Here is a 12,749-nt window from a genome sequence, read left to right as displayed (position 1 = left end):
GTTACTCCTTCCGGTATTTCGGATGGAACTTCTTGATCAGGTCACGGTCAATCCTGACGAGCTGCTCCTCAGGCAGTGTTGCAAGGAGCGACCAGCCGACATCAAGGGTATCTGCAATCGAACGATCTTCATTGATTCCCTGGCGGACAAACTGGTTCTCGAAGTAATCCGCAACCTCAAGGAAGAGCCGGTCACGTTCAGAAAGCGCATCCTTTCCGACGATGGCGACAAGGCCACGGAGATCGTTTCCTTCTGCATATCCTGCATACAGCTGGTCAGAGACCTTCTTGTGATCCTCACGGGTCAGCCCTTCGCCGATACCAAGGTTCATCAGACGCGACAGCGACGGAAGAACGTTGATCGGCGGGTAGATACCCTTCCTGTGAAGTTCACGGGAGACCACAATCTGGCCTTCGGTAATGTATCCGGTCAGGTCAGGAATCGGGTGGGTGATATCGTCACCGGGCATTGTCAGGATCGGAATCTGGGTAACTGAACCCTGGACTCCCTTGATGATACCGGCACGCTCGTAGATGCACGCAAGATCGGTATACATGTATCCCGGATATCCACGGCGTCCAGGCACCTCTTCACGGGCTGCACCGATCTGGCGGAGCGCCTCACAGTAGTTGGTCATGTCCGTCAAAATGACGAGCACATGGTATCCAAGCTCATATGCAAGGTACTCGGCGGTTGTCAGTGCGAGACGTGGCGTGATGATACGCTCGACCGCAGGATCGTCTGCAAGGTTTAAGAAGACGACCGCACGTTCAAGTGCACCGGTCCGCTCAAAGTCCTCCATGAAGTGGTTTGCTTCTTCCTTGGTGATACCCATCGCAGCAAAGACCACAGCGAACGACTCGGTCGATCCCGGCACCTTTGACTGGCGGGCAATCTGAAGCGCAATATCATTGTGCGGGAGACCTGAACCTGAGAAGATCGGGAGTTTCTGACCACGGACAAGGGTGTTTGTCCCGTCGATGGTGGAGATACCCGTCTGGATGAAATCCTTTGGATTGCCACGTGCATACGGGTTGATCGCAGCACCGGTGATGTCAAGCCGCTTCTCGGGAACGATCTCGGGACCGCCGTCGATCGGCTTTCCGCCTCCGGAGAGGATACGCCCAAGCATATCTTTTCCGACCGGCATCTTGATCGCTTCGCCGAGGAAACGGATGCCTGAGTCCCTGCCGATACCGGCAGTCGTCTCAAAGACCTGAACCACAACGAGATCATCGCTTGTATCAAGAACCTGACCACGTTTCACGGTTCCATCGGAGAGCACAATATTGACCAGTTCCTGGTACCCGACCGGCTCTGTCTTCTCGACGAAGACGAGCGGGCCTGCGATCTTTGTAACTGTCTTATATTCCTTCATGCTCCTGCCCTCAGTGTTGTGAACTCGGATTCCATGCCTTTCAGAATCTGTTCAAGCATTGGCTTGTAGTCGCGGACGAACTTGATCTGCGGGAGATCGGACTTTGCCTTGACAGAGATGATCTGTGCAGGGCTGACACCTGCTACCTGTGCGGCATATGCTGAATCTGCATAGACCTTGATCGCCTTCATGATATCGAACTGCTTGGTCATGTCACAGTAGGTATCGACATCATCATAGGCATTCTGCTGGAGGAAGATCTCACGAAGCATACGTGCCACTTCGATGGTGATCTGTTCCGATTCCGGCAGGGCATCGGATCCGACGAGCTGGACAATCTCCTGAAGCTCGGACTCCTTCTGAAGAACCTCCATCGCCCATGAGCGGAGTTTGTTCCATTCGGGGGAGACATGTTCATTGTAATAGTCCTGGAGCTGGTCGAGGTACAGCGAGTAGGAGTTCAGCCAGTTGATAGCCGGGAAGTGACGCCGCTGCGAGAGCTTGGCATCAAGCGCCCAGAAGACCTTCACGATACGGAGGGTGTTCTGGGTAACCGGCTCGGAGAAGTCACCACCGGGCGGTGAGACCGCACCGATGACGGAGACAGAGCCTGAACCGCCTGCCAGCGTCTCGACAAGACCTGCACGCTCATAGAACTCGGAGAGCCTGGCTGCAAGGTATGCGGGGTATCCTTCTTCACCGGGCATCTCTTCAAGACGGCTTGAGATCTCACGCATTGCTTCTGCCCAGCGGGAGGTCGAGTCTGCCATCAGGGAGACATCATAGCCCATATCACGGAAGTACTCCGCGATGGTGATACCGGTATAAACCGATGCTTCACGGGCCGCAACAGGCATATTCGAGGTGTTGGCGATCAGAACAGTCCGCTCCATCAGGGGCTTTCCGGTCTTTGGATCGTCAAGATGCGGGAACTCTGTCAGTACCTCGGTCATCTCGTTGCCACGCTCGCCACAGCCGATGTAGACGACGATCTCTGCATCAGACCATTTTGCAAGCTGCTGCTGGGTAACCGTCTTTCCTGAGCCGAATGGCCCTGGAATTGCTGCTGTTCCACCCTTTGCAATCGGGAAGAGACCATCAAGGATACGCTGTCCGGTGTTCAGCGGGATCTTCGGGTTCTTCTTCTCTTTCACAGGTCGTGGCACACGAACCGGCCACTTCTGCATCATCGGGTATTGGGATCCGTCATCAAGAACAATCACCGTCTCGTCGACAGTAAATGATCCGGATTTGATCTCCTTCACAACACCGCCTTTTACATTTGGCGGGATCATGACCCGGTGCATCTTGTTCGTCTCCTGTACTTCACCGATGATCTGGCCGGGCTCGACACGGTCACCAGCTTTTACAACAGGCTTGAAATCCCACTTCTTTGAGCGGTCAAGGCCAGGTGCAGTGACACCGCGTTCGATGAAGTTCCCCATCTTCTCGACGAGGACCTCAAGAGGCCGCTGTATACCATCGTAGATACTGGTGAGGAGACCGGGGCCAAGCTCAACTGCGAGTGAGAGTCCGGTGTTTGCGACCGGCTCACCCGGTTTGATGCCGGAGGTGTCTTCATAGACCTGGATGATGACATTATCACCATCGATCTTGATCACCTCACCCATCAGCTCCTCATCACCAACCTTGACCACATCGTACATGTGTGCGTCAAGGTTCACCGCGGTGACCACAGGTCCCGCGATTCTTTTGAGAATTCCTGATTTCTTCTTTACTTCCACAGATCAACACCCACTGATCGCTTAATCCTCTCTCTCAGGGAGAGGCCGCCCGTCTCGCCGCCAATGGAGATAACGGTCGGTTTCACCGAGTTCTCAAGGGCCATCTGAAGCCTTCTTGGAACCTGTTCCATATCAGTGCTCTGGAGGACGAGGATACCGACATTGGGATCTTCCAATGTCCGGCCAATCACCTCCGTGAGTTTCTCCGGAGTCTCTGCCGCATAGGTCTTCTGAAGACCTGCGAGCCTGAAACCCAGAATGAACTCTTCTCTTCCGATAACTGCGATCTCCATCATATCACCAGATAGTTTTCGATCCGTTCAGCCGGAAGATTTGCCTGTTTTCCGCGAGCAAGCGCCCTGAGATTGGTCACTTCATACTTCTTCTTCTCAAGGTAGACGAGGATCGGGTAGATCGAGAATGGGTTCCTCTTCGAGAGCCGATCCATATAGTCCAGCTGTGCCCTGGTAAGGGAGTTCTCTACTTCATGTATGGGTTTCTCTTCACGAAGTCCTTCCAGTGCATCAACGAGTGCCGGACTCTTCACTTTCTTCCTCAGCGTATCGACAAGCTCATCGATCGTCTCGACCTGAGAGATTCGTTTGAGCTCATCGACTGAGAATGAGGCACCAGGGATCCAGACATCAGTGGTCTCTTCACCTGAAACCGGCTGGCCCCTGAGCCTGAAGATCGTCTTGATATTCCTGATATCGATATCAAGCTGTATCGACTTAAGGAACTGGTTTCCGCCTTTCAGTCCGCTCCGCGCCTCTTCAATGAGATCGGCATAGAACTGGCGGTACAGCTCATTCTCAAGCCTTCCAAACGATCCCGTTTCAACTGCACCTGAGTACTCGCGTTCAATGACTGAGTAGAGGGGGAGGTTCTTGAGCATCTCGATCGAGCGTTCTGCCGACTCTTCTGCAATCATCCTGTCCAGAAACAGGACATCAAGAGATCCGGCAGGGACAACCACTTCTTTGATCTTTCCGGCAGACATCCCCTGTTTCTTCCCACGGATGATGGTGAGGACATTCTGGATATCCCACCTCCGAAGGTACGATTTTGTGAACTGTTTGAGAATGCCGGGAGTGATCGCAAGGATTGCCTGGAATTCCTTTGCCAGGTTCCAGGAGAGCGCCTCTTCGACGAGATCAATGCCGTCAAAAGATGACGCAAGCTCATCGATCTCTTTTTTGTACTCCATCTCTTCAATGAGACGGGTGATCTGGGGAAGGCTCATGTTCAGCATCCGGAGATATTCTTCCCGCGGAAGCAGTTTGGATTTGCGTACACGCATACGCGTACAGACATAGACATAGGGGGCCGGACCGCCAATCACCACAGACATCAGCACATACCTCCTATCCAAAGAGAATATCCGAGGCGTCTTTCAGCCCGGATTCCCAGACTTCGTCCAGGAAGGTCTGATAGCTGAGATCCACGGTTAATTGTCCGTCTGCACTCTTGACGACGACTCCGCCGAATATCTCGACGGCGCCACCATATGAGTATCCGCTCAGGGTCTTTAGTTCAGAGAGGGCTGATTCTACAGCCTGCTGATCGCGGCTGTTGCAGAACACAACACCGTCCTTGATCTCTTTTGCAACCTTCTTCAGAAGCTCCCGGATCACCTTCTCATGGAAGGTGGCGGGGAGTGAAGAGATGGATCCGTCTGTCGCATTGAAGACCTCTTCGAGCAGCTCTTTCTGCGCATTGAGGACTTCACGTCTGACAAGGAGTTTCGCAGCAGAGACCTCCTGGGCCTCCATCTGCTGAACCTGCCGATCAACCTCTGTTTCGGCTTCCTGTTTGATCGATGTTGCACGCTCTTCTGCTGCCGCTAGGATCCGCCGGGCCTCTTCATTGGCCTCATTCCGGATAGCAGTGGCTTCTTTCTGCCCTATCTCCCTGATCTCTTCGACGACAACTTCTAGTCCCATTGTAGACTCCATTTAGAACAGAATCAACAGCGAGACAACAAGGCCGAAGATAACGATTGTTTCGGGAATGACGGTAAGCAGAAGTGCCAGACCAAAGATATCCTTGTTCTCGGCGGTTGCACCAACAGCTGCTGAACCAATTCCCATCTCAGCAACACCTGCTCCGATACCGGTGAGGCCTACTGCAAGTCCGGCACCAAGTGCCTTTAATCCCATCTGCGATTCAGCTACCATTTCAAGTGTTAATGTTGCGACTCCTAAATCTACCATATTAATCCTCCGTTAAATTACGTTTCTTTCCAAATGGATTGTATTTCTCTCCTCCACCCTTGTAAAATTTGGTGAAGAACTCAACATACTGCAACCTCAGGGACTGCAGACCCCCTCCAAGAAGACCAAGTGCCGTATTGAGCAGATGTCCGATGAGGAGAACGAAGATCCCTATGATTATGAGAACAATACCAACAGCCGTCAGTTCCTTAAACTGCGGCTCAATCAGCATCTCAATTGCGATGAAGTTGACCACCATTGCAATTGCGACAGATGAGAGTCCGACAGCTGCCAGACGCGTATAGGAGAGCGAATGGCTGATGACTGATGGAAGTTCGATTAGTTCGAGAGGCGACTCAATTCCGATACCAATGATCCCTGCGAGGGCGAGAACAGCACCGATAATTCCGGCAATGTTTAATCCCATCACGATCGGGGGGAGCATTGTCAGATCAGGCATCAGCGGGATAGCCGCGATCGACCAGATAAGAAGCAGCACACCCCACATGAATGCGATCCAGCTTACCTGGCCCATGACATGAAGCATGTTCCTGTGTCGTGCATGGTTGTATACACCCATGAACCTGCCAAGGGTCATCTGGATAATACCAAGCCATACCGCAAACACAAGCAGCACTGCAATATCTCCCTGATGATACGCATGAGATCCGATTAAAAGATGCCGGCTGATGATCGGGTGCCAGAGCTCGATGTCGAGAGCTCCCGGATGGGCCCCGAATATCTCGGCATAGAAAACGCCAAAGATGATGGCTGAGATGCTTGCATTTCTCAGGACTTTAAGGAGCTGCTGGACAGCCTCACCTTTCAACATCCTCTGAAGGCCAAGAGCAAGAATGAGCAGAACAGCACCATACCCGATATCTCCAAGGATGATACCAAAGAATAACGGGAATATGATTGCTACCATGAGCGTCGGATCAAGCTCATCGTAACGGGGGCGTGAATAGATATCCACGATCGCCTGCATTGGCTTTGCAAAACCCGGGTTATCATACTCGACAGGCGGCTGGTTCTTGGCGTGATCATGGCTATCATGATGACCGCCAGTCTCCTCAACCTCCATGACAAGGATTTTGTCCCCTGTCGCCTGGGCAAGCCCTGATTTCAGGCTCTGAACTTCAGATACCGGAACCCATCCATCGGCGATGAAGGTGAGTTCGGTTGTGGCAAACCGAAGCGGCGCCTCGGCCTGTTCAACATCAGCTGAGAGCACTTCGTCACAGGCAGCCAGAAAATTACCGTGTTTTCCTTTTATATCAGCAATTTTCTCATCGATATCTGCAATAGCCGCAGTCAGCTGAGAGATCTCAGACTGGTAGGTATCGATTGCCTTTCTGACGGATCCTTCTTCCTCCGGAATCGGGATCGGCTGGAACTGTGCTTCTGCAAGAGCGTGTTCAACTGTCGCACGATCTGCTTTTTTAAAGAAGATGACCGTGGTGTTGTTCCCCTTGTCAGATGCGATAAACTTCTCGTGTGGGACGGTGATCTCGATTTCACGGGGTGCTTTCCCCGCAATCACCGATACCGATTCATACCCCCTGTAAAGTCCCAGTTCAAGAGGTATGCCGGAGAAAGGTGTAAGTTCGGCGATACGCTGTTCATTCACCTTGATACGTGCTTCTGCTGCCGATCGCTGTGCCGTGAGATTGCTGACTTCCTGTTCGATTGCAGGGAGTTCACGCTCTATAATCTCTTTGATCGAACGCGAAGAACGCTTTTTTGTATCGAGGTAATCATCGGGAGAGAGCCCAAAGATGCTCTCGATCGACCGGATCTTGATCAGATCTGTCGAGAGTTCTGTTGCACCCTCCATCGGTTGCCCGATGCGAAAGCCCTCATATCCCTCTTTCCCCTGGTCGGTATAATCGGTGATATGGTATACGTGGTGACGGTAAAGTTCGGTCACAGCTGACGGCATCTGCTCTTTCGATCCAACGATAAGCAGACGCGTCATCGTCTTAGGCTGTAACATGAACTCTCTCCTTGAACCGCTCAACCAGCAGCGAAACGGCTTCATTCATCCGTTTCCGGCCTTTTTCTTTGAGGAGGGAGGCCTGATGCTTTCCTTCCTCTAGGATCTGGGCGCGTTTCTTCGCTGCGTCATTTCGTGCATCCGCCAGACGCTTCTTTGTGTACTCATCGGCAACGGCTGTTGCCTTGGCAACCTGGTTGTCGGCTTCAAACCTGGCATTTGCGATAATCTGCTCGCGCTCAAGTTTCGCCTTCTCAACCTGCTGACGATACTCTTCTTCGGTCTTTTTGATGCTCTTCAGAACCTCAGTTTTCATCCAACCCTCCTCTCACGGCAACAGAATAATTGGTTTATCGTATCTCTTATAATTGTTGTTCTGTTTCGGGAGGGTTTTCCGGGAGATATTCCCAGTGTATCGCCTCTGGCAGGTTTTTAATACAAACTGACCCTTTATCGCCGGATATTTCGAGTCCCGCGAGTTCGGCCGACGAACAGATGAGATGTTGCTCAGGATGCGTTCCCCGCACAATTTCACAGGAGAGCAAAATTTCCGGCCCTGCCGAGATGACATATCGGAGCCTTCCCGATCCCGGGTGCCCCCTTGGAAGCACAAGCACCGGCTGATCATATATCCGGACCAGATCGAGAAGGTAGCGTGCCGGAGTCAGATCCCCCCCTTCCGGTGCCGAGACAGCGATGATATCGTCAGGGTGGATACCCTGGACATATTCGCTATCAGTGGTCTCTATCATGAGAGGGAACTTCCTGCCGGCACGGGCACATAGAAGAAAAGAAGATTGCCCCCTGATGAGGACAATACGGTCACCGGGGGTGAGGATCATGCCGGAGTAACATCTTCTGACTGGCAGGAGGGGCACATCGGGCGTTTGCCGACGGTCTTGAACTTTTCACCGCAGGTATTGCAGATGTAGCTCTTTCCCTGCACTCCCTCTTCAATCTCTATATCTGCCGGACCACCAACGCTGCACATCTCTGTTTCACCTGATTTTCATTGAACGCGGGTTCACTTAAAGGTTATCGCATCTCGGTTCAGATCAGGGCAAAGATCAGAAATGCTGCAAATACCATGATGCATGCATGCTTCACACCTGCGGCTAACGATGACTCCCCCATCAAGCCGGCGATGAGCCCTGAGCAGATCGCCTGGATGACGACTGCATGATAGAAGAGGCGGCCATAGGTGAGGGCAGATATGCCTCCAATGCTTGAGAAAGCCCCGGCGCCGCTCACGGATGTATCGACTGCATCAGTCATCTCAATGACCGGGAGGAACTGCGTCCCGATCACAAGCACAACAAAGATGAAGACGAAGAATGCAAGGTAGACGACCGCGGTGTAGAGAAACATCTCCCCCTGCCGCTCCCTTTTGAGAGTCTCGCTCATATCGGCATCACTTGCCGCAATAGTCAGTACCTGGCCGATCTCCCCGCTCATTGCAGTTGCCCGGGTGATCAGCGTCACCGTACGCGATATGGATGGTGTGGAGAGGCGTTCTTCAAAGCGCACAAGTGCATCCTCGACATTTGCACCCCAGTCAAGATCACGCTTGATCTTCTTTATCTCATAGCTGAGGAGACCGAGATTCGTCCTCACCAGTATGGAGAGAGCCTTGGCGATGGTTAGGCCGACTTCATTGATCCCGGCAAGCCTCTGGAGGAAATCAGGGAGCGATGCTTCAATCTCACTTATCCGGCGGCTCCAGATCAGTTGCGCAATTGCATAGGGAGCGAATACGATGAGGAATGTTGCGATGACATAATCGTCAAGGACGGTCAGGTAAAACTCGAAATCACCATAATCGGGGATCTGAAGATACCAGAAGATAAGATACATGATGCCTGCCGGAATCGAGACATAGAAGGTGCGGTGAGGGAGGATCAGGAAGTAATGAAGGGGATCGGAGACGAATTCACGGATCCGGGTCCAGCGATCATACTTTTTCAATGTCGTGATCAGTCCGGTTTCAGTGGTTTCATCTCCCTCTGTGATCTCAACATCAGGATATTCCTTTAGTTCCTGCATAAAGGTGTACCGCTCCACACTCTCGGGCTGGGATGAGATCATATCGATAAAGACGATGAAAATGGCAGTCCCTATCGGTATTAAAGCATAGATGACGATATTCAGCTGCATGAGCGCACCCGGACCCATCAGTCCCATCACCACCATCACGATGATCAAAAAGAGCGGGCCTGCCACAAAGAGCGTCACATACCCCTCGGCAACCAGGGAGAGGGTGTTTAAGAACTGTTTCTGCTCAAATTTTGCCTCATCCTGGTACAGGCCCACCTTCGCCTTCAGGAAGCCGGAGAGATCCCCGCCACTCTCGATAATGGAGAGGAGATCCTGGATAAAATCCTTCATCTTGGCTGAGGGAGTCGTCATCTGGAGTTCACGGAGTGCGGAGACGATATCGTGGGCAAAGAGATCACAGTCCCTGACAACCTGCCGGAATTCCAATGCAACTTCTCCATAGACATGTGAGTTCTCTGAGAGGGAACGGAAGATCTCAATCAGTTCGGCTCCACCCCTCCGCATTGCGTACATGTACGCAACGGCGTTATGGAGGGTCAGGTTGATCCTGGTCGCACGGGAAGACTTCATCAGGCCCGGGAAGGCAAGGACGATCCGGTAGGTGAGGTAGGAGATGATGATGAAGATGATGACCGCGATGATCGCCCTGAAGAGGATATCTTCAAGGGGTAGATCAGAGAGCCAGGCTATTGCAAGCCGATTCTGACGGGTAAACTCATAGGCAGCACTGGGGACGATGATCGGCTCAAAGACCCCTGCAATAAAATAGAAGAGTATACCAATTGCAGCTCCGATGCCAGATCCATAGACGAATGCGTAATAATAGAGCCGCTCAACGGTGATTCCCAGGCGTGCAGATATGATGTCATTCCGCAGGTGCTGGAAACGCATCGGGTCGCGCCTTGAAAACCGCCGGAACCGTTCATACATCGGTATCATGAGAGGACCTGTCTGAGATCGCCAATATGGTCAAAGATGACATCAGGGGTGATGGCAAAGATCGAGAATACCTCGGATACAGATTTGAAATCCCTGATATCCTGTTCATGGAGTGCGAGGATCACCTGCCTCCGCCTTTCGATTTCAGCATGGAGCTCTTCCCTGCTCCACCCACGGTTGGCGGCGATGGCCGAGTAGACATGGGATCTGCCGGAGTACCGCATCTCATCTGAGACCGGATCGTACTCAAAGACATTGTTCACAAGGATATTCCCGGAATTTGGTTCAATACCGGTGATCTCAACGATCTCCTGGCAACGCCTGACCCGCTCCGAGCCACGGAAGATAAGTGCCTGGACCGAGATGATGTTTAATGCCTGGAGCATGTTACGGGGGACATTTAAGGGTTCACTCTCAAGACGGTGGATGGTGGCATCCACTCCTCCCGCATGCATCGTAGAGTAGGTGGTATGGCCGGTATTCATTGCCTGGAAGAGGGTCTGCGCCTCAGGCCCCCTCACTTCTCCGACAATAATGAACTCGGGCCTCTGCCTCATGCCGGCTTTTAAGAGATCGAACATATTGATGCTCCTGCTCCCCTCTGAGGTGAGGGATTCACGGGTGACGCTGGCAATCCAGTTCTCCCGATACAGCATGATCTCACGGGTATCCTCAATCGAGACAACTTTTGCAAGCGGCGGGATGAAGAGGGACATCGCATTCAAGGATGAAGTCTTCCCGGATGCTGTCCCGCCGATATAGATAAGGCTCTTGTTGTTCTCGATTGCAAGCCAGAAGTAGACGAGCTGGTCGACATTGAATGTCCCCTTCTCCATCAGCTCGATCGGGGTGAACGGCTCAGGGCGGAACTTACGGATTGTAAAAGAAGAGCCCCTGCTCGTCACCTCAGTCCCAAGCGTCAGCTGGAGACGTGAGCCGTCCGGGAGGGTTGCATCAAGGATAGGGCTTCCGATCGAGATGTGCTTGCCAGAACGCTGTGCAAGGGAGATGGCAAGCGAGTTTAACTGCTGTTCAGGAAACTGGATATTGGTTCTGATATTCCGATGCTGCCGGTGATAGAGGAAGAGAGGGATTCCATGTCCATCACACGAGATATCCTCTATCTCAAGATCTTTCATGAGGGGATCGATCCGTGACCATCCGAGGAAGTTCCGTTTCAGGTAGTACCGCAGTTTATATGTCGTCTCCGGTGTCAGCGAGAGACCGTACTGGCTGATTAAGGCTTCCGCCTTTCTGAAGAGGAGGCGCTGTGGTTGTTCCCGGATCTCTGAGTCAGTAAGAATAAGAATATCGCGGAGATCCTCATACAGCCGTTCCAGAAGTTCGTATTCGAAACGAGTGAGGATTGGTTCAAAGAGGTGATACTCCTTCAGCCGGGTCACCCGGTTATAGGTGATCAAGACAAGGGAGAGACCTTTCTCAACCCAGTAGCTATCGACCTCCTCCTCGTTCTCGGCAAGCCTTGGCGTGACAAGCGGACCGGCAGTTGGATAATGATATTCCGGAACCACGAGATCCGCTTCTTTCTTCCGGAATACCGAGAGGAGTGACCGGCGTTGTGGGATCTGATCCTTTGGTGCGGATGCTGAAACGGGGTCTTCCGTTTCAAACGGCAGTACCGACTCTTCAGGGGATGAAACAGCCTTCAACGGATAGGCGGTTGTTTCCGGCATGGATTCTTCTCCTGTCTTCGGTAGAGAGGGAGCGGGAGGATCAGGCGTCTTCTCATCAGGCTGCGCAATGTCAATTCCGGTATCAGCAGCAGGTATTTCGCTCTTCTCAGCCGGGACTTCTTCTTCGGGGAGTGGCTCCGTCAGATCCTCAGGAGAGGGAGTCTCCGGGATCTCATCATGGATATCAGGATCAGGCTTTGGAACAGGAGCCTCCTCTTCCGCTTCATCCAAAGCGATATCATCTCCGGCAGGGGTACTGCTCTCCTGATCAGGCAACCCCATCGTCTCTTCATCTGATGGCGCTTCACCAGAAACAGAGGCTTCAGATTCTTCCTCATCACCCAGCCCGGCCATCGGGGTGTTCCAGAACCCCGGAGGTGTACGCGCATCGGTATCCCCGACAGGTGTGTCAGGCTGCTTTGGATCATCGATCTCCGGGGATTGTTCATGTAGCGGATCCGGGACAGGGGCGAAATCCCAGGGGTTGGTTACCGGCAGAGCACGATCAGAATCAGATCTCCTCTTCAAAAATGAGAGAAAACCTGATTTCTTCTTTTTATCACTCTTCTTTGATCCGAAGTGATCACTCTCCGGTGCAAAAAGATCACGTTCTTCCTGCTGCTTATCATCACCATCTACCATAGAAAACCCCGGTTAGCCGAAATAATCGCCTGAGCGTACTGCTTACCTTACACGGAGAAGAGATATAGCTTATGCATGTGAGGATAC

At 52.4% G+C, this 12,749-nt stretch carries 12 protein-coding genes; all 12 read right to left on the bottom strand.

The window, feature by feature from the left end; genetic code table 11:
• Position 1: 1 nt before the first annotated feature.
• Genes ACYUBO_RS01525 through ACYUBO_RS01470 form a run of 12 tightly spaced genes read right to left on the bottom strand, consistent with a single transcriptional unit; the run spans position 2 to position 12,662 of the window.
• Positions 2-1,378: a V-type ATP synthase subunit B gene (locus tag ACYUBO_RS01525; RefSeq protein ID WP_460371841.1), complete on the bottom strand. Its 1,377-nt coding sequence runs from the start codon at positions 1,376-1,378 to the stop codon at positions 2-4.
• Positions 1,375-3,123 (bottom strand): ATP synthase subunit A, encoded by a 1,749-nt coding sequence (locus ACYUBO_RS01520; RefSeq protein WP_460371839.1) that lies wholly within the window; start codon positions 3,121-3,123, stop codon positions 1,375-1,377. The genes ACYUBO_RS01525 and ACYUBO_RS01520 overlap by 4 nt, the downstream gene beginning before the upstream one ends.
• Positions 3,114-3,416 (bottom strand): V-type ATP synthase subunit F, encoded by a 303-nt coding sequence (locus ACYUBO_RS01515; protein ID WP_460372424.1) that lies wholly within the window; start codon positions 3,414-3,416, stop codon positions 3,114-3,116. Before ACYUBO_RS01515 ends, ACYUBO_RS01520 begins: the two co-directional genes overlap by 10 nt.
• On the bottom strand, positions 3,416-4,474 hold the full coding sequence (locus ACYUBO_RS01510; RefSeq protein WP_460371837.1) for a V-type ATP synthase subunit C: 1,059 nt from the start codon (positions 4,472-4,474) through the stop codon (positions 3,416-3,418). The genes ACYUBO_RS01515 and ACYUBO_RS01510 overlap by 1 nt, the downstream gene beginning before the upstream one ends.
• A gap of 13 nt (positions 4,475-4,487) precedes the next feature.
• On the bottom strand, positions 4,488-5,066 hold the full coding sequence (locus ACYUBO_RS01505) for a V-type ATP synthase subunit E family protein (protein ID WP_460371835.1): 579 nt from the start codon (positions 5,064-5,066) through the stop codon (positions 4,488-4,490).
• A 12-nt stretch (positions 5,067-5,078) separates the two neighbouring features.
• Positions 5,079-5,336: a V/A-type ATP synthase subunit gene (locus ACYUBO_RS01500; protein WP_300328494.1), complete on the bottom strand. Its 258-nt coding sequence runs from the start codon at positions 5,334-5,336 to the stop codon at positions 5,079-5,081.
• 1 nt (position 5,337) lies between these two features.
• A complete protein-coding gene (locus ACYUBO_RS01495) occupies positions 5,338-7,332 on the bottom strand; it encodes a V-type ATP synthase subunit I (protein WP_460371833.1) in 1,995 nt (664 codons plus the stop codon).
• The gene (locus ACYUBO_RS01490; protein WP_300328499.1) at positions 7,319-7,648 is read right to left on the bottom strand and encodes an ATPase; all 330 of its coding nucleotides are present in this window, start codon (positions 7,646-7,648) and stop codon (positions 7,319-7,321) included. The genes ACYUBO_RS01495 and ACYUBO_RS01490 overlap by 14 nt, the downstream gene beginning before the upstream one ends.
• A 46-nt stretch (positions 7,649-7,694) precedes the next feature.
• A complete protein-coding gene (locus ACYUBO_RS01485; protein ID WP_460371831.1) occupies positions 7,695-8,174 on the bottom strand; it encodes an alpha/beta hydrolase in 480 nt (159 codons plus the stop codon).
• Positions 8,171-8,323 carry a hydrogenase maturation nickel metallochaperone HypA gene (locus tag ACYUBO_RS01480; protein ID WP_255332694.1) on the bottom strand — a complete coding sequence of 51 codons (153 nt, stop codon included), beginning with the start codon at positions 8,321-8,323 and terminating at the stop codon, positions 8,171-8,173. Before ACYUBO_RS01480 ends, ACYUBO_RS01485 begins: the two co-directional genes overlap by 4 nt.
• Before the next feature lie 59 nt (positions 8,324-8,382).
• Positions 8,383-10,326 (bottom strand): type II secretion system F family protein, encoded by a 1,944-nt coding sequence (locus tag ACYUBO_RS01475; RefSeq protein ID WP_460371829.1) that lies wholly within the window; start codon positions 10,324-10,326, stop codon positions 8,383-8,385.
• Positions 10,323-12,662 (bottom strand): type II/IV secretion system ATPase subunit, encoded by a 2,340-nt coding sequence (locus ACYUBO_RS01470; RefSeq protein WP_460371827.1) that lies wholly within the window; start codon positions 12,660-12,662, stop codon positions 10,323-10,325. Before ACYUBO_RS01470 ends, ACYUBO_RS01475 begins: the two co-directional genes overlap by 4 nt.
• Between the last annotated feature and the right edge of the window lie 87 nt (positions 12,663-12,749).

The sequence above is a fragment of the Methanocalculus sp. MC3 genome (genome assembly GCF_054767395.1).
This window is presented reverse-complemented; position numbering and strand designations above follow the sequence as displayed.

What these genes read in the sequence shown, in the direction of transcription:
- ACYUBO_RS01525 (WP_460371841.1), bottom strand. Translation starts at nt 1,378, where the DNA reads ATGAAGGAATATAAGACAGTTACAAAGATCGCAGGCCCGCTCGTCTTC.
- ACYUBO_RS01515 (WP_460372424.1), bottom strand. Translation starts at nt 3,416, where the DNA reads ATGGAGATCGCAGTTATCGGAAGAGAAGAGTTCATTCTGGGTTTCAGG.
- ACYUBO_RS01510 (WP_460371837.1), bottom strand. Translation starts at nt 4,474, where the DNA reads ATGTCTGTGGTGATTGGCGGTCCGGCCCCCTATGTCTATGTCTGTACG.
- ACYUBO_RS01505 (WP_460371835.1), bottom strand. Translation starts at nt 5,066, where the DNA reads ATGGGACTAGAAGTTGTCGTCGAAGAGATCAGGGAGATAGGGCAGAAA.
- ACYUBO_RS01500 (WP_300328494.1), bottom strand. Translation starts at nt 5,336, where the DNA reads ATGGTAGATTTAGGAGTCGCAACATTAACACTTGAAATGGTAGCTGAA.
- ACYUBO_RS01495 (WP_460371833.1), bottom strand. Translation starts at nt 7,332, where the DNA reads ATGTTACAGCCTAAGACGATGACGCGTCTGCTTATCGTTGGATCGAAA.
- ACYUBO_RS01490 (WP_300328499.1), bottom strand. Translation starts at nt 7,648, where the DNA reads ATGAAAACTGAGGTTCTGAAGAGCATCAAAAAGACCGAAGAAGAGTAT.
- ACYUBO_RS01485 (WP_460371831.1), bottom strand. Translation starts at nt 8,174, where the DNA reads ATGATCCTCACCCCCGGTGACCGTATTGTCCTCATCAGGGGGCAATCT.
- ACYUBO_RS01480 (WP_255332694.1), bottom strand. Translation starts at nt 8,323, where the DNA reads ATGTGCAGCGTTGGTGGTCCGGCAGATATAGAGATTGAAGAGGGAGTG.
- ACYUBO_RS01475 (WP_460371829.1), bottom strand. Translation starts at nt 10,326, where the DNA reads ATGATACCGATGTATGAACGGTTCCGGCGGTTTTCAAGGCGCGACCCG.
- ACYUBO_RS01470 (WP_460371827.1), bottom strand. Translation starts at nt 12,662, where the DNA reads ATGGTAGATGGTGATGATAAGCAGCAGGAAGAACGTGATCTTTTTGCA.